Raw genomic sequence first — 20,170 nt, 5'->3', positions numbered from 1 at the left:
ATCGCGCACCAGTGCGCTCCTACAGGAAAGCAAAAAAATGGGCGCCGCGAGGCGCCCGTTTTTTTCCGCATTGCCCGCTCGCTTAGAAGCGATATTCCAGCGACACCGACGTCATGTTCGTCGAAAGATCGAGGTTATCCTTCTTCGCGTCGTAGTGGTCGTAGTTCAGGCCGAGGCTCCAGTTGTTGCTGAAGTCGTAGCCCACGCCCACGCCGGCGTACCAGCTGGTCTTGTCGAGGTCGTGGCGGTTGATGTCGTCGTTGCTGGTGCCGTGGCCCTTCCACGCATACAGGCCCGCGCGGCCGCTGATGTACCACTGCGGGTCGATGTTGAAGTGGCCGTTCACGCCAGCCGTCCAGCCATGCAGCTCGGACTTGCGACGGTCGACGACGCGGTTGTCGTTAAAGAAATTCTTGGCGTGGATGTTGCCGAGATCGTTGTAGCCCACTTCCACACCCAGCGCGGCCCACGGGGTAACGCCCCAGCGGTAACCGCCATTGAGCGCGTAACCCGTGTCGTGGCCGTCGTAGCGGCCCTTGTCGACCGAGGTGCGGCCCACGTTGCCGTTGACGAACCAGCCGGCGGCCGGGTTCACGTCCTGCGCGAAGGCGGGCACGGCGGTGGCGCCGGCGGCGACCAGGGCGAGGGCGATGAGGGTCTTCTTCATGGTGGAGCTCTCCTGCTTATTCTTGTTTGCCGCCCGGGCCGCATGGGGGGAATCGGCCCGGGCTCACCGCACGGCGGGGGTGTCGTGCGTCGCAAACAGAGATGCGGCGTGGCCGCTTTAATTCAATACCGCTTAGTTCAATATTAAGTCGGTGTTAAGCCGCGACACCTGGGATGCCGCGGCTTAAACCTTCTACATCAGCGGGTTAGCTTAGAAGCGGTACTCGCCGGCCAGCGACAGGAGGCCGGTGGAGCGCTTCAGGCCCGGCTGCGTTTCGCCGGTGGTGTTATCGACGACCTTGCCCGCGTTGGCGTGGAAGTAGTCGTACGTGACACCGACGCCCCAGTGCTCGTTGACGTCCCAGCCGGTGCCGATGCCGGCATACCAGCTACCGCGGTTTCCGCGGCCGCCGTTCGAGAAGCCAAGATCCTGGCCCACCGAGTTGTTGTAGTTGTTGTTGTTGTCGTTCGCGCGGAAGTAACCGCCGTGCATGCTGATGTACCACGACGGCACGAGGTTGAGCTTCATGTTGGCGCCGACCATCCAGCCGCGCAGCGCATTGCGCGTGCTCTTCTGGTTCACGTCCTGGTCGTTCTCGAAGACATTCTTGACGCGATAGTTGCCGAGATCGGTGTAGCCGGCTTCAAGGCCAAGGCCAAGGTCCGGGCCCACCTTCCAGCGGTAGCCACCGAGCACGCCGTAACCGGTGCGACGGCCCTTTTCGCCGTGCAGGAAGTTAAAACCGCTGGTGTCGCTACCGAAGCCGCCGGTGTCGCTGCCGTTGGTGCGGCCGACGTTGGCGCCGATGAACCAGTTGCCGCTACCCACCGACTGCGTCGGCTGGAAGTTGCCGGAGACGGCGGTGTTGTCCTGTGCAAAGGCCGGAAGGGCCGCAAACGAGACGCAAGAAACCGCAAGGGCAAGAGTTGCCTTTTTCATGGGGATGTTCCTCTTATTTTCGGGGCGAGCCACCCGCCATGGGGATGGGGGAGTGCAGGTGGTCGTGAACCATTAGAGCGCCCCGAACCTGAAGAAATTCAAAAATCGAAGTCAAAAGATTAAGGCCGGGTTAACTTCCAGCCTGCGGCATGAACGTCCACGACAACGTGATACGCGATGCGCGACAATGGGCGCTTTCACCCGCCCCTGTGAACTGGAGAACGCCGATGACGACACGCCGCGAACGCGCCAATGCGATCCGCGCCCTGGCCATGGATGGTGTGCAAGCTGCGAATTCGGGCCACCCGGGCATGCCCATGGGCATGGCCGATATCGCTGAGGTGCTGTGGGGTGATTTCCTCCACCACAACCCGGCTAACCCGCATTGGCCCAACCGCGACCGTTTCATCCTGTCCAACGGCCACGGCTCCATGCTGCAGTACGCGCTGCTGCACCTGACGGGCTACAACCTGCCGATCGAAGACCTCAAGAATTTCCGCCAGCTCGACCACCACACCGCCGGCCATCCCGAGTTCGGCCACACGCCGGGCGTCGAGACCACCACCGGCCCGCTGGGCCAGGGCCTTGCCAACGCCGTCGGTTTCGCCATCGCCGAGAAGGTGCTCGCCGAGCGATTCAACCGTCCCGGCCACGACATCGTCGACCACCACACCTACGTGTTCGTGGGTGATGGCTGCCTCATGGAAGGCATCTCGCACGAAGTGTCGTCCCTCGCCGGCACGCTGAAGCTCGGCAAGCTCGTCGCCATCTACGACGACAACGGCATCTCCATCGATGGCGAAGTGCACGACTGGTTCACCGACGACACCGCCGAGCGCTTCCGCGCTTACGGCTGGAACGTGGTGGTGGGCAAGGACGGCAAGCCCGTCGACGGCCACGACCCGGAGGCCATCAAGGCCGCCATCGCCTCGGCTACCGCGCAGAGCGAAAAGCCCAGCCTGGTCATCTGCAAGACCATCATCGGCTTCGGTTCGCCCAACAAGGAAAGCAAGGAAGAATCCCATGGCGCCGCCCTGGGCGAGAAGGAAGTGGCGCTCACGCGCGAGCGCCTCGGCTGGAACTACCCGCCGTTCGTCATCCCCGATGAGATCTACAGCTCGTGGAACGCCAAGGATGCCGGCACCAAGGCGGAGAAGGCCTGGAACGAGCAGTTCGACGCCTACGCCAAGGCCCACCCCGAGCTCGCCGCCGAACTCAAGCGCCGCCTCTCGGGCGAGCTGCCGAAAGACTGGAAGGACGGCTCCGCGGCCTTCATCAAGAAGCTGCAGGCCGACGGCCCCGTCGTCGCGTCGCGCAAGGCCTCGCAGATGTCGCTCGATGCCTTCGGCCCGCTGCTGCCGGAACTGATCGGCGGCTCCGCCGACCTCGCCCCGTCGAACCTCACCATCTGGAAGGGTTCGAAGAACATCTCCACCGGTGGCGACCAGGGCAACTACATCCACTACGGCGTGCGTGAGTTCGGCATGTCGGCCATCTCGAACGGCATCGCGCTGCACGGCGGCTTCATCCCGTACGACGCCACGTTCCTGGTGTTCTCCGATTACGCCCGTAACGCCGTGCGCATGTCGTGCCTCATCCCGGCGCACGCCATCCACGTGTACACGCATGATTCGATCGGCCTGGGCGAAGACGGCCCCACCCACCAGCCGGTGGAACACCTGGGTTCGCTGCGCCTCATCCCGAACAACCGCGTGTGGCGCCCGGCCGATGCCGTGGAATCCGCCGTGTCGTGGAAGAAGGCCATCGAGCGCGCCGGCAACCCGTCGTGCCTGATCTTCTCGCGCCAGAACCTGGAGCATAACCCGCGCACCGACGCGCAGGTGGCCGACATCGAGAAGGGCGGCTACGTGTTGTTCGAGCCCAGCGAGAAGTTCAAGGCCATCATCATCGCCACGGGTTCGGAAGTCGGCATCGCCGTCGAAGCCGCCAAGGCCCTGGGCGACAAGGGCACGCCCACCCGCGTGGTGTCCATGCCCTGCACGGAAGAGTTCGACGCACAGTCGCCGGAATACCGCGAAGGCGTGCTGCCGTCGTGGTGCCGCGCCCGCGTGGCGGTCGAAGCCGCCGCCGTGGACTTCTGGTTCAAGTACGTGGGCCTCGACGGCAAGGTCGTCGGCATGAGCACCTTCGGCGCCTCCGCACCGATCAAGGTGCTCTACGAGCACTTCGGCATCACCACGCATGCGGTGATCGACGCGGTGAATGAGGTCGTGAAGTAAGTTTTTCGCGACAGCGATGGAAGCAAAAACCCCGGGCTTGCCCGGGGTTTTTGTTCTCCTACTTCGTGGTGCGTTCCCAATGCTGGGGAATCTCTTGCCGTGCCGGCGTGGCGGGGCACGAGGCGCCTTCGCGGCCCTTGGTGGCGGCGAAGATGGCTATGGACATGGCGGCGCACGCCAAGACGTCAGCGTATGAATTCGCAGGCCGCAGCGTCTTGAACGTCGGGTCGAGCGTCATGGGCTCTGCGCGCGTTCCCGGTAGAAGTGGCGACGACCATTCCCGCGAGTCGTCAGGATTGACATATATCGCTTGCACGGACGCCCCATCTTGCATGGGCGCAGCGAACACGGCGAACAACATGTACATCATGGCGCACCCTACCTAAACGGGATGGTGACGTGACCGCCAAACGGGGTCCGTAGTGACTTGGCGGCGCACGCCTTCGGATCGCCGAGGCAATGGGGGCTCTTGGGCGGCGCCTTCGGAGGAGGGTTATCCCATTGCGGCGCTACCCAGGATCGCTTCGAACCTTTGCGAAGCAAAACCTCGACTTCTCCGCTGGCGTCCCATTTCTTTACCTTGAGGACCATGGCCTGCCCCCAATTACTGACGGTAAAAATGCTGTCCCTGCCTTGGGTAGCGGTGGACCAAACCGGCCGACCGTCGCCGGCGTAAAGAACGAAATTTCCGTCCGTTTGCATAATCGCGTGCCGCGCACCACTGCCCTGGGTCCAGGTTGCCCACATGATCGCGCCATCGCCCCTATACACGACGAAGTTCCCGTCATCCTGCAGGACTGCTCGGTAACGCCCGTTCGATGAGCTAACAGCTTGGCCGGTAGCGAGGGAGTTGCCAGGATGAAGCACGCCTGCGTTAGCCCAAGTCGTTCCGGTGAGCGACACGATTGCGGCAAAAGCCACGACGAACCTGTTCAAAATCCTTTTCACGTTCAAGATTCCATTCAGACAAAAAAATAATGCGGTTAAAGACAAGTAGTCCGTTGATACGCTACGGTTTGCGCACTTTCCCTTTTCCCTTTTGGTCCACGTTGGCAGCGGCACGTCGATGCGGCGCGGTGGAGCCCGACGAAGGGGATTGCCAGTCGAGTTTGCCGCGTCGCTTGAGCACGTCTTCGACGAAGGGTTCGGCACTCTTGTTCCAGGGCTTCCACTTTCGTGCGTTGAGGATGACGGCGCTTCCCCAATTGGCCACCCCGAACATGCGGTGCCGACCACGGGTGCCCGACTTCCACACCGCGTTGCCCGCGGCGTCATGCAGAACGAAATTGCCGTCGCGCTGCATGGTCGCCTTGACGGCCCCCGAGCCAGCGGTCCCAGTCGCCCATGTCGTCCGGCCGCTCGCCGTGTACACGGCGAAGTTGCCGTCCGCCTGGAGCATGGCGAAATGTTGCTTGTTCCCCGAGTAGAGGTGTTGGCCGGGGTGCATCGAGTAGCCTGCGCCGAGTACCTCGGCGTGTAGACCGCTACTGGCGAGGAGCAGTGCCGCCACCAGCACGGCGGCAGGCCGTCCCTTGATAGGTGTCTTCATGACGTTCGTTCTTCCTTGGCTGTTGAGGTGGTGCAGAGGACGAGAGCTTACGCTCACCACTCGACTGCGTACCTAGGCCGATACCTCGTCGTCGTGTCGGCCGCATGACCCGCTGCGTGTAGGCGAACCCCTGCATAAGCGTCGACTTTCGCTGTCAGGCTGTAGGCGTGGTCATCGCGTGAGCAGGGAAAACCAAGTACCTGTCGTGTAAGGGGGAATCGGAGTTGTCCACAGCCTTATGCAAGGGGTATCCACATTTGGTGTGGATATCTCCGGTGTTACGGCATCGGCGTCACTGACTTCGTTTTCTTCTTTCCCTTGCCGTGCTTCGGAGGTTGGAAGGCCGCCACGTAATCGGGCGCGGGCGACTGCCAGGCCAGCTTTCCCTTGTGCGTGAGGACGTCTTCCACCGTCGGTTCGGCCCAGCGGTGCCGCGGCTTCCATCGCTTCGCGTTGATCACGACAGCGCCGCCCCAATTGCCCACGCCGAGCATGCGATGCGGGCCGCGGGTGGCGGTGTGCCATACGGGCGTGCCGTCCTGCGCGGTCAGGACGAAGTTCCCATCGCGCTGCATCGTGACCCACACTGCACCCGTTCCCGACGTGGGTGTCGCCCAGTGGATGCTGCCGTCACGCCGATGGACGGCGAAGGCACCGTCGGGCCGGAGCATGGCGTAGTACGCGTGGTTGGCCGAGTAGAGGCGTTGGCCCACGGCCATGGCGTAGCCCGAACCAAGCACCTCGGCGCGCACGCCCAGCGCCGTCGCGGCGAGAAGCACGCCCACGGTAAAGGCGCTTATTCGTACAACGATGCGTTTCATATAACGGTCTCCCTTGCGACGCGCCCAGCTGGCGCGTCAAGGAGACTAGTAAGGAGGGGTGCGCTTCGCTGGAGGCGCCGAGCCCGATATGACGTCAGGCAAGTTCATTGCGTTGCGTAGGCGAACCCTGTCACACGCCTGTGCCGCGACGGAGCGCGGGCTTGGTCATCATGTCGTCAATGCAAGCCAAGTGGTTGTCGCATAAGGCCCGAGGTGACTTGTCCACAGCGTTATGCATGGCGTATCCACACCCGGTGTGGACAACACCTCGCATCCGCTGGATCAGGCAAACGCCAATATCTCCGCTGGCTTGGCGATAACCTTCCACGCGCCGGCCTTGTCGAGCTCCTCGCGGTCGGCGAAGACTCTTTTTCTTATGCAGAAGCCATATTGAACCCTGCTGCAAAAAGGGCGCACATCAGCGCGAGGCACATGCTGCATGCGACGAGGAGCGCTTGGCCGAGCCTTGGTCTTTCGTGCGCCCACATCGCAAGGGCGATATATAGGCCGGGCGCTACACCAAGGTAGCGAGTGATAGACGTAAGCGTCCCCGTGGCAAGCGGGGCGAGTAGCGTCAGCCCGGTGAATATCGCGATCTGGTGCCAGCCTCGACGCCAGCAAGTGACGATGCTGGCGATACCCAGCATCGTTGACATGAAGTGGAGCAGCCTTGGGTTCCAGGCGACGGCAACCTTCGCTGGGTGCCCCGCGTAGTCCACGATCGCGGCCCAGGGCGTGGTGACGTGCCGGCCCCATGCGGCCTGGATGTCCTTGAACGCGAACGGGTTGCCCGTAGCGCGCCATAGATAGATGGCGAACGCCGCGGTCCCCGTGGCCGCAACCGCCAGCCACACAAGGTCAGCGGCGCGGCGATCGCCGCGCCACCAGGCAAGGCCGAGCGAGGGGACGAGGAACAACCCGTTAAAACGCGTCGCCGATGCCAGTGCGGTGGCAATGCCGGCCACCCCGAATGCACGAAGGGCGGACGCGAGCAGCGAGGTTGCCACTAGCAGGAGGAAAATCGCTTCGGTGTGTGGCAGCGACATGAAGTAGCTGGATGGCCAAATGCAGGCAAACAGCACGGCGGTATCAGCCACGGCATCCTGCTCGGTGTGCTCCCTGACCAGGTGCCACAGCATGCAGAGCGCCATCAGGAAGAGCATGTTGGCCATGGCAATGCCTGACCACACCCACTCCCCGGTGATGGCGGCGGCGGCCCTCCAAAGCAGGGGGTGGAGCGGAAAGAATGCCCAGTTCGCTTGCCGCGTCGTATCGAACGGCCGCTCGTCATAGCCGTCCCGTGCGATCGAGAAGTACCAGGCGGCGTCGTTCGCTATCGCTACGCGTGCTACGCCGTCGCGCAGGGCAGGAGCCGATAGTCGCAGCGCGGTGCCGTCATCGCGGTTCCATGCATCCACCGGCCTGGATGCCAGCGCCGGCGCAAGCGCGAGAAGCATGGCGATAGCGAAGCGCGAAAGCAGGAATGGCGCGAGCGCGCGCCTCAATGCTATCGGTATGATTTCGACCCACGTACGCCTCGCTGGCGCTAGCGCGCAGCCATCCATGTCCTTGACGTTCATCCTGCCTGCCTTAGAAAGAGGGCAGGAGGATACAGTCAACGGCCCGGTCGTGGCAGCGTGCATGGGCATGCCGCCACCAGCAAAACATAACTATTTGTTCGGACTGGCGGGCGGCGGGTTGTCCAAAGGCTTATTCAGGGGCTTTCCACACGCTGTGTGGATAACTGCCCGGCGCTTACTGCACCGGAACGGTACCACCAGTGACCGGATCGCGCCGGTAGCCGATGTCGCCAACATTGACGTACTTGAGCGTGCCGGAGCGCGGGGCGGGTTCCGCGTGGGCGGTAGCCTGCAACGCGAGGCCTGCCAGGTTCCGCACAGTCTGCTCGCCTATGCCGGCTGGCCTTGGCTTGAAGCCGGCGTCGAAGGGGGACTTTGCGGGTGCATAGGCGCTGGCCGCGACATGGGATGACGGCGTCCACGTCGCTGGCGCCGTGGCCCCGTCGGCGGCATGGGCGGATGCGGCGCAGGCAAGGGCTGCGGCCGGGATAAGCAGGGTAATGCGACGCATGGTTCCTCCGTGACTATCCGGTGCGATATGCGCCCTAGGGTACGGCGGCCTCGGCACCGCGGGAAGCGATGTGGTCAGTTCGTGAGCGCTATGACGTAAGCGCTTGTCGCACGGGGCATTGGACGAGTTGTCCACAGCGTTATGCAGGGCGTATCCACATCCCGTGTGGATAACACCCTGCCTCGGATGGATCAGGCGAACGCCAGCATCTCCGCCGGTGTTGCAATCACCTTCCACGCACCCGCCTTGTCGAGCTCCTCACGATCACCAAAACCCCACAGCACGCCGATACCGCGCACCCCATTGGCCACGGCGCCTTCCATGTCATAGCGGCGGTCGCCGACCATGAAGGCGTCGCTCTCCAGGTGCTCGAAATCGCTCAGCGCGGCAGCAATCATCTCGGCCTTCTCGCTACGCGCCGTTTCCGGGCCAGGCGCGTAGACGCGTTCAAACGCCTCGGCGAACGGCAGGTGCTCGATGATGCGTTCGGCGTGCGCGCGCGTCTTGCTGGTGACGATGGCCAAGCGGTGGCCGCGGGCGGCGAGGGCGGCGATGAGCTCGGGGATGCCCTCGTACACGCGGTGTTCCGACCAGCCCACGTCGTGGAAGCGCTGGCTGTAGGCGGCCACGGCCGCTTCGACGCGGTCATGGTCGTGGTCGAGCAGCGGGGCGAAGCTGACGCGCAAAGGCGGCCCGATCCAGGCACGCAGGGCCTCGTCGTCGGGGGCGGGTGCCCCGACGACGGCCATGGCATGGCGGATACCGGCGAAGATGCCGACTTCGGAATCGATGATGGTGCCGTCGAGGTCGAAGAGGAACAGCATTACTTCGCGTCCGCGCGGGCCTTCAGGGCCGCGACGGCGGGCAGCTCCTTGCCTTCGAGGAACTCGAGGAACGCGCCGCCGCCGGTGGAGATGTAGGAGACGCCCTCCTCGATGCCGTACTTGTCGACGGCCGCCAGGGTGTCGCCGCCGCCGGCAATCGAGAACGCCTTCGACGCGGCGATGGCGCGGGCGAGCGTTTCCGTGCCCTTGCCGAACGCATCGAACTCGAACACGCCCACGGGGCCGTTCCACACGACGGTGCCTGCCTTGGCGATGAGCTCGGCGTAGCGCTTGGCGGTGTCGGGGCCGATGTCAAGGATCATCTCGTCGTCGGCGACCTGGTCCACCGCCTTGACAGTGGCCTTGGCCGTGGCGGCGAATTCGGTGGCGACCACGACATCGGTGGGCACCGGCACGTCCGCGCCGCGTGCCTTGGCGTCGGCCATGATCTTCTTCGCGGTATCGAGCAGGTCGGCTTCCAACAGCGACTTGCCCACCTTGTGGCCGGCCGCGAGGATGAACGTATTGGCGATGCCGCCACCGACGATGAGCTGGTCGACACCACCAACCAGGTTCTGCAGCAGCTCCAGCTTGGTGGAGACCTTCGACCCGGCAACGATCGCGAGCAGCGGGCGCTGCGGGTTCTCGAGCGCCTTGCCCAGCGCATCCAGTTCCTTCGCCAGCAGCGGGCCGGCGGCGGCCACCGGGGCGAAGCGGATCACGCCATGGGTGGAGGCCTGCGCGCGGTGCGCGGTACCGAAGGCGTCCATGACGAACACGTCGCACAGCGCGGCGTACTTCTTCGACAGCGCCTCGTCGTCCTTGCCCTCGCCGACGTTCATGCGGCAGTTCTCGAGCACCACCACCTCGCCGTCGGCCACGTCCACGCCGCCGAGGTAGTCGCGCACCAGGCGCACGTCCTTGCCGAGCTTCTGGCCCAGCCAGTCGGCCACCGGCTTGAGCGACGAGGCCTCGTCGAACTCGCCTTCCTTTGGCCGGCCCAGGTGGGAGATGACCATGACCTTCGCGCCGGCGTCGCGGGCGGCGACGATGGTGGGCAGGGAGGCATCCAGGCGCTGGGTGGAGGTGATCTTGCCGTTCTCCACCGGTACGTTCAGGTCTTCGCGGATCAGCACGCGCTTGCCGCGCAGGTCGAGGTCTTGCATGCGGATGACGGACACAGGGGGCTCCAGCTGTGGGGGTCGGAAAACGCCCATTGTCCTTGCGGGGGTGCACCCGGCGCAAATCCGGCGGCGCTAGAATCGGCCGACCCCCGAAAGGACTAGCCATGGCCCTCGCCCTGTACAGCTACTGGCGCTCCAGCGCCGCCTACCGTGTCCGTATCGCCCTGAACCTTAAGGGCCTGGACTACGAGATCCGCCCCATCAGCCTCATCAACGACGGCGGCGAGCACCTGAAGGACGATTACCGCGAGCTATCGCCGCAGGGCCAGTTGCCAACGCTGGTGGACGGTGATTTCGTCGTGCGCCAGTCGTTCGCCATCCTCGAATACCTGGAAGAGACCCGGCCCATGCCGGCCTTGCTGCCCGCCGACCCCCGCCACCGCGCCCGGGTACGGGAGCTGGCCCTGGCCGTGGGCACCGATATCCACCCGCTGGGCAACCTGCGGGTGCTGAAGGAAATCGAGGCGCGCTTCGGCGCCGACCAGGACGCCAAGGCCGCGTGGAGCCGGCGCTGGATCGAACACGGGTTCGGCGGCATCGAGGCGCTGCTGGCCGACGGCCCACGCGAGACGTTCTGCTGGGGCGAGACGCCGACGCTGGCCGATGCCTGCCTCGTGCCGCAGTACTACAACGCGGTGCGCTGGGGGGTGAACCTGGGGCCGTTCCCGCTGATCCGCCGGGTGGTGGAGAACTGCCTGGTGCTTGAGGCGTTCCAGAGGGCCGCACCGGAGGCGCAGCCGGACGCGCCTCGCTAGAAGCATCGCGCGCAAGCGCGCTCCCACAAGAGCGCCCATGGCGTCAGGGCCCTAGGAACTCCTGTGGGAGCGCGCTTGCGCGCGATGGCTTCTGGATTAGACGCCGATGCCGTAAGGATCGCTCGAAGCGAACTCGTTGCCGGTAGCGCCTTCGGAAAGCCGGATCTTCAGCGCGAGGCCATCGCGCGAATCCGCCTTGTTGAGGCATTCCTCGAGGGTGATCTGGCCGTCCTTGTACAGCCGGTACAGCGACTGGTCGAAGGTCTGCATGCCTTCCTGCAGGCTGCGATCCATGGCGTCCTTCACCTCGTGGATCTGGCCGCGGCGGATCATGTCGCGGATCAGCGGGGTGTTGAGCAGCACCTCGGTGGCCGGCATGCGGCGGCCATCCTTGCCCAGCACCAGGCGCTGGCTGATCACCGCGCGCAGGTTCAGGGCCAGGTTCATCAGCACGTTCTTGTGCGCCGATTCCGGGAAGAAGTTGAGGATGCGCTCCAGCGTCTGGTCGGCGTTGTTGGAGTGCAGGGTGGCAAGGCAGAGGTGGCCGGTCTCCGAGAAGGCGATGGCGGCCTCCATGGTCTCGGTATCGCGGATCTCGCCGATCATGATGACGTCCGGCGCCTCGCGCATCGCGTTCTTCAGCGCCTCGTGGTAGCTGTGGGTATCGAGGCCCACCTCGCGCTGGTTCACGATGGAACGCTTGTGCCGGTGCAGGTATTCGATCGGGTCCTCGATGGTGAGGATATGCCCCGAGCTGTTGACGTTGCGGTGGTCGAGCATGGCGGCAAGGGTGGTCGACTTGCCCGAGCCGGTGGCGCCCACCACGAGGATGAGGCCGCGGGGTTCCATGATGAGTTCACGGAAAATCGACGGCAGGCGCAGTTCCTCGAGCGAGGGGATCTCGCTCTTGATGGCACGGATGACCATGCCGATCTCGCCGCGCTGCTTGAACACATTGATGCGGAAGCGGCCGGCTTCCTTCACGGCCAGCGCCATGTTCAGTTCGAGGTCGCGCTCGAACTGCGGCACCTGGCCCTCGTCCATCAGCGAGTAGGCGATTTTCTTCACCATACCGCTGGGCAGGCCCGTGTTACCAAGGGGGTACAGCTTGCCCTCGACCTTGATGTTCACCGGGGCACCGGTCGTCAGGAACATATCCGACGCGCCCTTGTCCACCATCAGCTTCAGGAAATAACCGATATCCACCTAAACCCCCGCTGGTTCGCATTACAATCGAGACGACGAGGTCTCCCGACCTTCTATATCGACAATATCTCGCAAGCCTTAAGAGGAACGAGTGATGGTGCACAACTTGCCGTCGAACGCCCTGCCCACGGGCCGCCGGCGCCTTGCCACGGCCGCGCTGGGCCTGGTTTTCGCTACCCTGGCCGGCTGCGCCAGCACCCCGCCGCCGAACGGCTCCATGAACGAGGCCCTGGCCCAGTTCCAGGCCGCGCGCGACGCGGGGGCTGCCGATTACGCGCCGGTCGACCTGGATTACGCCCAGAGTAAGCTCCGCCAGGCCCAGAGCGCCATGGCCTCGAAGAAATATGACGATGCCGCCGTCCTGGCCGACGAGTCGCGCGCCGATAGCGAGCTGGCCCGCGCCAAGGCCCGCCTCGGCGCCGCCCGCGCCCAGAACTCGGCCAAGAGCAAGGAAAACTCTCGCATGCGTGTCGAGATGATCGACAACCACGCGAACGATACCGTGCCCATCCCCAACAACGTGCAGGAAAGCGAAACCACCCTGCCCGAAGCCCAAGACACCACGCCGCCGCCGGTGGGTGGCGAGACCCAGCCCCTGAACGACAGCCAGGGCGGCTGGCAGAACACGCAGCCGCAGCAGCCCCAGCCCCAGCCGCAGCCGAACAACCAGGGAGGCCAGTGATGAAGCGCTCCACCATCCTCCTCTCCGCGCTGGCCCTCGCGGTCGGCGCCGGCTCGGCCGTTGCCGCCCAGGATGATCTCGACGTCCGTCGCCTCAACGCCAGCCTCGACCAGCTCTCTTCGGACCCCACCATCGGCAGCTACGCGCAGGCCGAGCAGGCGCGTGCGCGCGAGGCCATCAACCAGGTGGCCCAGTTCAAGCCGAAGGAAAAGGAGCACGCGCACTACCTGTACATCGCCGAGCGCCGCGTCGATATCGCCAAGGCCATGGCCCAGTTCCAGGATGCCCAGGCCAAGGGCACCCAGCTCGATCGCGAACACGACGCCATCCTGCTCGAGGCCAGCCGCCTCGATACGGAGATGGCCCGCCGCCAGCTCGAGCAGCAGCGCCAGCAGAACCAGATGATCCAGGAAGAGGCCGCCCGCCTGCAGCAGCAGGGCGTGGAGTACTCCCAGGCGCTGGAGCAGGCCAAGGCCGAGGGCGAGAAGGCCCGCCAGGTGGCCGCCGCGCAGGCCCGCGTGGCCAACGCCGCCAAGAAGCAGGCCGCCCTCGCGGAATCGGCCGCTCGCGCCATGCGCGACCTGAACTCGTCCGATGGCGGGGCACCGGCCAATACGCCGGCTTCGGGGTCGTCTAAGAAGTCGAAGAAGGCGTCGAGCGGCGGTAACTGAAGGACATCGCCCGCTTGCGGGCGATTCGCCGAAAATTCCCTGTCGCGTAAGCCGTTGCCAGTGCAACCGTTTTTGCACCAGATTTTGCGAATTTTCGCTCTTGCGGACCCCATGGCAGGGGAGTAGCTTCGAACTCCCGTCACGTGGAAAACACGCGGCGGGGCCCTGCCGGAGCATGCGAAGAAACAGCCCGCATGGCTCCCCTCACGACCGGCCCGCGCCGCGGGCCGGCCCCACCGCGAGGAGAACCGCAATGTTCGAAAACCAGCAGCGTGACGACGTCGAAAAGTTCATTGGCACCAGCAAGGACACCCGTCGTCTCTATTTCCGCCACCAGGAGCTCAACGACAAACTCGACAACGCCGGCCGCGGATGCCTGGCGCTTAGTGACGAGGAGCTCCGCCGCATGAAGATGGAAAAGCTGCAGGCCAAGACCCAGCTCGAACGAATGTGGGATACCTGGCAGGCCTCCGGGCCACACTGAGGCGATAAACCGGTACAGGAAAGGGCGCGCATGTCGCGCCCTTTTTATTGCCCGTCAACAGCGCGCCGCCGGCCAAACGTCGGGTCGTTGCTAGTCCCTTTCGCCGTAGCCTGAACAGCGGGGGATCGAACGGGCGCGCAAGCCATTATCATTGGCGCCCAAAGGCATACCCATGGAGTTCGAATGAAGGTTCTTGACAGCGTCCTCGATCTGATCGGCGGCACCCCCATGGTCCGCGCCCAGCACCTGGACACCGGCGCTTGCGAGCTCTTCCTCAAGCTGGAGAGCGCCAACCCCGGCGGCTCGGTCAAGGACCGCATCGGCATGTCCATGATCGAAGGTGCCGAGCGGGCCGGGAAGATCAAGCCGGGCGACACGCTCGTCGAGGGCACCGCCGGCAACACCGGCCTGGGCCTTGCGCTGGTCGCCCAGCAAAAGGGCTACCGCCTGATCCTGGTCGTGCCTGACAAGATGAGCCGCGAGAAGATCTTCAACCTCAAGGCCATGGGCGCCGAAGTGGTGCTTACCCGTTCGGACGTGGCCAAGGGCCACCCGGAGTACTACCAGGACATGGCCGCGCGCATCGCGCGCGAAACCCCTGGTGCGTACTTCATCAACCAGTTCGGCAACCCGGATAACCCGGCGGCGCACGTGCAGACCACCGGGCCCGAGATCCTCGACCAGCTCGATGGCAACGTCGATGCCATCGTGGTCGGTTGCGGCTCGTCCGGCACCATGAGCGGCCTCACGGCCTACCTGCGCGAGCATTCGCCCAACACCGAGATCGTCCTGGCCGACCCGGTGGGCTCCATCCTCGCCCAGTACATCAACGAGGGTGTGCTGTCGGAGAAATCCGGTTCCTGGATGGTCGAGGGCATCGGCGAGGATTTCCTTCCGTCCATCAGCGATTTCTCGATGGTGAAGAAGGCCTACGCCATTAGCGACAAGGAAAGCTTCCTGGCCGCGCGCGAGCTCCTCTCGAAGGAGGGCGTGCTGGGCGGCTCGTCCACCGGCACCTTGCTCGCCGCGGCGTTGAAGTTCTGCCGCGAGCAGACGACGCCCAAGCGCGTGGTCACCCTCGTCTGCGACACGGGCAACAAGTACCTGTCGAAGATGTACAACGACTACTGGATGCTCGACAACGGCTTCATCGAGCGCGAGCGTTACGGCGACCTGCGCGATCTCATCCTGCGCCCCTACGCGCAGCGCGATACCGTCGTCGTCAAGCCCGACGACATGCTGGTCACCGCCTACAACCGCATGAAGCTGTACGACGTCTCGCAGCTGCCGGTGATGGAGGGTGACCGCATCGTGGGCATCCTCGACGAATCCGACGTGCTGCTGCACGTGGTGGCCGATGAATCGAAATTCCGCGACCCGGTATCCACGGCCATGATCGCGTCGCCGGAGATGCTCCAGGTCACGTCGCCCATCGAGGCGTTGCTGCCCGTGTTTGAAAAAGGCCATGTCGCCATCGTTGTTGACGGTGACCAGTTCCTTGGCCTCATTACAAGAATCGACTTGCTCAACTATTTGCGTCGCAAGGTTAACTAAGAATCAAGGGGATGCACCATGTGTGGAATCGTCGCCGCCGTCGCGCAGCGTGATATCGCGCCCATTCTCATCGCGGGCCTGAAGGCCCTCGAGTACCGCGGTTATGACTCGGCCGGCATGGCTATTGCCGACGAAGGCGAAATCCGCCGCGTCCGCGCGAAGGGCAAGGTGCGCGAGATGGAATCGCTCTACGATGCCGACCCGATCCCTGGCGGCACCGGCATCGCGCACACGCGCTGGGCCACGCACGGCGTGCCCAGCGAGGTGAACGCCCACCCGCATGTGCAGGGCCGCATCGCCATCGTGCACAACGGCATCATCGAGAACTACGCCAGCCTGCGCGAAGGCCTGCAGGCCAAGGGCCGCACCTTCCACTCACAGACCGATACCGAAGTGATGGGTGCCGTCATCGACGAGCACGTGCAGGCGGGCAAATCGCTGCGCGACGCCGTCACGGCTGCCGTGCGCGAGCTTGAAGGTGCGTACGCCATTGCCGTCATGAGCCTGGACGAGCCCGGCCGCATCGTCGGCGCCCGTCGTGGCTGCCCGCTGCTCGTGGGCATCGGCATCGGCGAGCACTTCCTTGGTTCCGACGCCCAGGCACTCATCAAGGTCACCAACCGGATGATGTACCTGGAAGAGGACGACATCGTCGAAATCACCCGCAACGACGTGCAGGTGTTCGATATCGAGGGCAACCCGGTCGACCGCGCGGCGCACGAGAGCGAGATCAGCGCCGATGCCGTGGAGCGTGGCGAATACCGCCACTACATGCAGAAGGAAATCTTCGAGCAGCCGCGCGCCGTGGCCGATACGCTCGAGGGCCGCATCGGCCCGCACGGCGTGTTGCCCAATATCTTCGGCATCGACGCCGACCCCATCCTCGACAAGGTGCGCGGCATCCACATCGTGGCCTGCGGTACCAGTTATCACGCCGGCATGGTGGCGAAGTACTGGATCGAGGAGCTGGCGCGTGTGCCGGTCGTCGTCGAGGTGGCCAGCGAATACCGCTATCGCGACGTGGTGGTGCCGGACGATACCCTCTTCGTCGCCATCTCCCAGTCGGGCGAAACCGCCGACACGCTGGCCGCCATGCGCGAATCACGCCGCCGCGGCTACCTGGCCACATTCGCCATCTGCAACGTGCCCGAGTCCTCCGTGGTCCGCGAATCCGACCTGCGCCTGATGACGCGCGCGGGCCCGGAAATCGGCGTGGCTTCCACCAAGGCCTTCACCACCCAGCTCACCGCGTTCGCGCTGCTGGCGCTCGATCTCGGCCGCCGCCGTGGCCTCGACAAGGCGACCTACCTGGCCCACTGCCAGGAGCTTCAGTCGCTGCCGCGCTACATCGAGAACGCACTCAAGAGCGAAGACCAGATCATCGCGATCGCGGAGCTGATGGTGGCGAAGCAGCACGCGCTGTTCCTCGGCCGCGGGGCGCAGTTCCCGGTGGCACTCGAGGGCTCGCTTAAGCTCAAGGAAATCTCGTACATCCACGCCGAGGCCTATCCGGCAGGTGAACTGAAGCACGGCCCGCTGGCGCTGGTGGATGAGAACATGCCAATCGTAGCCGTGGCGCCGAACGGTCCGCTGCTCGACAAGCTCAAGTCCAACCTGCAGGAAGTCCGCGCGCGTGGCGGCGAGCTTATCGTGTTCGCTGACGAGCGCGTCGAGATGGACACGGATACCGAGCGCCTCGCCACGGTGTTGGTTGATGGCGGTGGCGATCTCATCGCGCCAGCGGTGTTTACCGTGCCGATGCAGCTGCTGGCCTACCACGTGGCGGTGCTGCGTGGCACGGACGTGGACCAGCCGCGTAACCTTGCCAAGTCGGTCACGGTGGAGTAGTGGGGTGGCCGTGGTCTCGAGCAGGTGCCGGCGGACAGCGAACGAGGCTGAGGAAGGAACTTGTTTCGTTTGCCCTGGCCGGGGCCGTTGGCTTCATGGTTGATGCGGGTGTCCTCTACATGGCCCTGGCCGCCGGGTCGGGGCCCTTCTGGGGACGGGCGCTCTCGTTCGCCAGCGCGGTACTGACGACATGGCTGATTAACCGGACCTTTACCTTCTCGCCTCCTGCCGGGCGAGCCATCGTTGGCGAATTCGCAAGATATCTTGCCGCCATGGCTGCCGGCGGGCTGTTGAATCTGGCCACGTACGGCGCCGTGGTTATCGGTTGTCCGCCGGCCCCATGGATTCCGCTTGTCGCCGTAGCCGCTGGAGCGGCCGTTGGCATGGTGTGCAACTTCGTGACAGCCAGGCTGTGGGTGTTCCGGGCGCATTAGCGGTGTTCTGCAGTCTCCCTTGAGTGTTTCAAGGGTGTCGGCGAGAATCGCACCTTCGATTCAAACCGGACCAGATGCATGAAGTGCTTCAAAGCCTACGATATCCGCGGCCGCGTTCCCGACGAGCTAAATGAAGATATCGCGTATCGTCTGGGCCGCGCGTTCGCACGCACGGTAGGCGATGGCGCAGTCGTCGTTGGCTACGACATTCGACTCGATAGCCCTGTATTTGCAGCGGCTGTCGTGCGCGGCCTCAACGACGAGGGGCGTGACGCGATCGATATTGGTCTTTGTGGTACCGAAGAGGTCTATTTCCAGACGTTCCACCGCGGCGTCGCGGGTGGCGTCATGGTGACGGCAAGCCACAATCCCATCGATTACAACGGGATGAAGCTCGTCCGCGAAGGCGCCAGGCCGATCAGCGGCGATACCGGTCTTCGCGATATCGAGCGAATGGTCGAAGATGATGATTTCGGCGAGCCACGGCCGCATCGGGGGCATGTCGTGCGCGACCACGATAAATCATCGTACGTCGCGCACCTGCTCGGGTACGTCGATCCTGGCGCCATGCGTCCGTTGAAGGTCGTGGTGAATGCGGGAAATGGCGGGGCGGGTCGCGTCATCGACCTGCTGGAGTCGCACCTGCCGCTGGAGTTCATTCGCGTCAATCACGAGCCTGATGGTAGTTTTCCCAACGGCATTCCTAACCCACTGCTGCCTGAAAATCGTGACGCGACTGCCCATGCTGTTCGCGAGTTCGGTGCGGACCTTGGTATTGCGTGGGATGGTGATTTCGATCGCTGTTTCTTCTTTGACGCGACGGGCGAGTTCATCGAAGGCTATTACATCGTCGGTCTGCTGGCAGCGCAGTTACTGGAAAAAAATCCCGGTGCAAAAATCATCCATGACCCGCGCCTGATCTGGAATACGGTCGATATGGTACGCGCGGCGGGCGGTACGCCCATCGAAAGCAAAACCGGCCATGCCTTCATCAAGGAAAGGATGCGGCAGGAAGACGCCATCTACGGCGGGGAAATGAGTGCGCACCACTATTTCCGCGATTTCGCATACTGCGACACGGGTATGGTGCCGTGGCTGTTGGTCGCCGAGCGCATGTCCAAGACAGCCGTGTCCTTGGCGGACATGCTGGCGGAGCGCATGCAGGCCTTTCCGTGCAGTGGTGAAATCAACTTCGTCGTGGAAGACGCACAGCGAGCAATCGCTCGCGTGCTTGAACGTTATGCCGGCGACGCTCCGCGCCTGGATCGGACCGATGGTGTAAGCGCGGACTTCGGTTCCTGGCGTTTCAATCTTAGGTCGTCGAACACCGAACCTCTCCTTCGGCTTAACGTCGAAGCGCGGGGCGATATGGCATTGATGAGCGCAAAGACGATCGAAATATCCAGGCTCATCCAGGCTTAGGGTGCGAGCGCGCATGATATGCCGCGGCTACTTCACGCAATCAAAGTACAGGGCGTAGGCGCGCTGGATATCGTCGGTGATCGGGTTGCCCAGGACGAAATCGCTGTAGTGGAATTCCCCGCTGGCATGGGTGTCCGGCATCTCACATATTCCGGCCTCTCGCTTTATGCGAAAGCCAGACGAGGTCAGGATTTTCCTTAGCTCGTCCGCGTGGAATTCATGATGGTGTTCCGGATGGATGAAGCCGCCGTGCCAATTGGCCGTGTGAATCTTAGTGATTGCGCGGTTGGGCGTATCCAGGCAGAAGTGTCCTCCGTCCGCTAGGACCCGATGGGCTTCCCGACACATGCGCCGCGCGTTTTCAAGCGGCACGTGCTCAATACTCTGGCCTGACCAGACGAGGTCGAAACTTCCGGTGGCAAACTCGTCGAGCTGCGTCATGTCGCCGTAGTGAATTACCACGTGGCCGTAAGGCGCAGTCACTTCAACGTCGCGGTAGTCGCTGTGGCGGTTTTCGGGCGGGAGATCAACCATCACCAGCTCGTCGAACTTGTGCGCGTAGCTCATCCTGTAGAGCGGCGCGTTCGCACCACCCAGGTCAAGGATGCGCGATGCAGGCGGCAAGAGGCGTCTTATCGCGACAAGGCGAGCCCGGTGGAGATACTGGAGATGATGATCCATCGCTTGGTCGATGATCGCACCCAAGCCTTGCGCAGAGCACGTTAGCTGGACAGCCTCCGAAACATCCACAGAAAGTCTCCCATCCTCCGGATGCCGGGAGCTTGGCGGCAGTATGCCT

General features: G+C 64.0%; 19 protein-coding genes. 9 read left to right on the top strand and 10 right to left on the bottom strand.

Annotated elements, in window-relative coordinates; translation table 11 throughout:
- Positions 1 to 82: 82 nt before the first annotated feature.
- Together VI08_RS13525 and VI08_RS13520 are read right to left on the bottom strand one after the other, a co-directional pair.
- Positions 83 to 667, bottom strand: coding sequence for a porin family protein (locus tag VI08_RS13525; protein WP_045830115.1), 585 nt, complete (start codon positions 665 to 667; stop codon positions 83 to 85).
- 210 nt (positions 668 to 877) lie between these two features.
- Positions 878 to 1,606, bottom strand: a complete 729-nt coding sequence (locus VI08_RS13520; protein WP_052697920.1) for an outer membrane beta-barrel protein — start codon at positions 1,604 to 1,606, stop codon at positions 878 to 880.
- Positions 1,607 to 1,833: 227 nt separating this feature from the next.
- Here VI08_RS13520 and tkt point away from each other — a divergent pair, with 227 nt between their 5' ends.
- Positions 1,834 to 3,846 carry a transketolase gene (gene tkt / locus VI08_RS13515; protein ID WP_045830114.1) on the top strand — a complete coding sequence of 671 codons (2,013 nt, stop codon included), beginning with the start codon at positions 1,834 to 1,836 and terminating at the stop codon, positions 3,844 to 3,846.
- 1,009 nt (positions 3,847 to 4,855) lie between these two features.
- On the opposite strand, the gene VI08_RS20955 is transcribed toward tkt, so the two are convergent.
- The 6 genes from VI08_RS20955 to VI08_RS13480 form a co-directional block, all read right to left on the bottom strand.
- The gene (locus tag VI08_RS20955; RefSeq protein ID WP_052697918.1) at positions 4,856 to 5,395 is read right to left on the bottom strand and encodes a hypothetical protein; all 540 of its coding nucleotides are present in this window, start codon (positions 5,393 to 5,395) and stop codon (positions 4,856 to 4,858) included.
- 278 nt (positions 5,396 to 5,673) lie between these two features.
- On the bottom strand, positions 5,674 to 6,216 hold the full coding sequence (locus VI08_RS20950) for a hypothetical protein (RefSeq protein ID WP_084621502.1): 543 nt from the start codon (positions 6,214 to 6,216) through the stop codon (positions 5,674 to 5,676).
- 374 nt (positions 6,217 to 6,590) lie between these two features.
- The gene (locus VI08_RS13495) at positions 6,591 to 7,796 is read right to left on the bottom strand and encodes a hypothetical protein (RefSeq protein WP_045830112.1); all 1,206 of its coding nucleotides are present in this window, start codon (positions 7,794 to 7,796) and stop codon (positions 6,591 to 6,593) included.
- A 175-nt stretch (positions 7,797 to 7,971) separates the two neighbouring features.
- A complete protein-coding gene (locus VI08_RS13490) occupies positions 7,972 to 8,307 on the bottom strand; it encodes a hypothetical protein (protein ID WP_045830111.1) in 336 nt (111 codons plus the stop codon).
- A gap of 191 nt (positions 8,308 to 8,498) precedes the next feature.
- Positions 8,499 to 9,131, bottom strand: a complete 633-nt coding sequence (locus tag VI08_RS13485) for an HAD hydrolase-like protein (RefSeq protein ID WP_045830110.1) — start codon at positions 9,129 to 9,131, stop codon at positions 8,499 to 8,501.
- Entirely contained in the window at positions 9,131 to 10,312 is a 1,182-nt protein-coding gene (locus VI08_RS13480; RefSeq protein ID WP_045830109.1) for a phosphoglycerate kinase, read from the bottom strand. Before VI08_RS13480 ends, VI08_RS13485 begins: the two co-directional genes overlap by 1 nt.
- Positions 10,313 to 10,419: 107 nt before the next feature.
- Between VI08_RS13480 and maiA the strand changes: the two genes are divergently transcribed.
- Positions 10,420 to 11,070, top strand: coding sequence for a maleylacetoacetate isomerase (gene maiA / locus VI08_RS13475; protein ID WP_045830108.1), 651 nt, complete (start codon positions 10,420 to 10,422; stop codon positions 11,068 to 11,070).
- A 96-nt stretch (positions 11,071 to 11,166) separates the two neighbouring features.
- On the opposite strand, the gene VI08_RS13470 is transcribed toward maiA, so the two are convergent.
- Positions 11,167 to 12,276 carry a PilT/PilU family type 4a pilus ATPase gene (locus tag VI08_RS13470; RefSeq protein WP_045830107.1) on the bottom strand — a complete coding sequence of 370 codons (1,110 nt, stop codon included), beginning with the start codon at positions 12,274 to 12,276 and terminating at the stop codon, positions 11,167 to 11,169.
- 94 nt (positions 12,277 to 12,370) lie between these two features.
- Here VI08_RS13470 and VI08_RS20945 point away from each other — a divergent pair, with 94 nt between their 5' ends.
- The 7 genes from VI08_RS20945 to VI08_RS13435 all read left to right on the top strand — a co-directional run bounded on the left by VI08_RS20945 (position 12,371) and on the right by VI08_RS13435 (position 19,371).
- Positions 12,371 to 12,958: a DUF4398 domain-containing protein gene (locus VI08_RS20945; RefSeq protein WP_052697912.1), complete on the top strand. Its 588-nt coding sequence runs from the start codon at positions 12,371 to 12,373 to the stop codon at positions 12,956 to 12,958.
- A complete protein-coding gene (locus tag VI08_RS13460) occupies positions 12,958 to 13,629 on the top strand; it encodes a DUF4398 domain-containing protein (RefSeq protein WP_045830106.1) in 672 nt (223 codons plus the stop codon). Before VI08_RS20945 ends, VI08_RS13460 begins: the two co-directional genes overlap by 1 nt.
- A gap of 253 nt (positions 13,630 to 13,882) precedes the next feature.
- The gene (locus VI08_RS13455; protein ID WP_045830105.1) at positions 13,883 to 14,113 is read left to right on the top strand and encodes a YdcH family protein; all 231 of its coding nucleotides are present in this window, start codon (positions 13,883 to 13,885) and stop codon (positions 14,111 to 14,113) included.
- Between the two features lie 183 nt (positions 14,114 to 14,296).
- Complete coding sequence (locus VI08_RS13450; RefSeq protein ID WP_045830104.1) at positions 14,297 to 15,667, top strand: pyridoxal-phosphate dependent enzyme; 1,371 nt, start codon at positions 14,297 to 14,299, stop codon at positions 15,665 to 15,667.
- Positions 15,668 to 15,685: 18 nt separating this feature from the next.
- Positions 15,686 to 17,515: a glutamine--fructose-6-phosphate transaminase (isomerizing) gene (gene glmS, locus VI08_RS13445; RefSeq protein WP_045830103.1), complete on the top strand. Its 1,830-nt coding sequence runs from the start codon at positions 15,686 to 15,688 to the stop codon at positions 17,513 to 17,515.
- Positions 17,515 to 17,949, top strand: a complete 435-nt coding sequence (locus VI08_RS13440) for a GtrA family protein (protein ID WP_269745844.1) — start codon at positions 17,515 to 17,517, stop codon at positions 17,947 to 17,949. The genes glmS and VI08_RS13440 overlap by 1 nt, the downstream gene beginning before the upstream one ends.
- Positions 17,950 to 18,027: 78 nt before the next feature.
- Positions 18,028 to 19,371 carry a phosphomannomutase/phosphoglucomutase gene (locus VI08_RS13435; protein WP_045830102.1) on the top strand — a complete coding sequence of 448 codons (1,344 nt, stop codon included), beginning with the start codon at positions 18,028 to 18,030 and terminating at the stop codon, positions 19,369 to 19,371.
- A gap of 27 nt (positions 19,372 to 19,398) precedes the next feature.
- On the opposite strand, the gene VI08_RS13430 is transcribed toward VI08_RS13435, so the two are convergent.
- A complete protein-coding gene (locus tag VI08_RS13430) occupies positions 19,399 to 20,076 on the bottom strand; it encodes a class I SAM-dependent methyltransferase (RefSeq protein WP_157006755.1) in 678 nt (225 codons plus the stop codon).
- Between the last annotated feature and the right edge of the window lie 94 nt (positions 20,077 to 20,170).

This window comes from Luteibacter yeojuensis (genome assembly GCF_000964085.1).
Lineage (GTDB): Bacteria > Pseudomonadota > Gammaproteobacteria > Xanthomonadales > Rhodanobacteraceae > Luteibacter > Luteibacter yeojuensis_A.
This window is presented reverse-complemented; position numbering and strand designations above follow the sequence as displayed.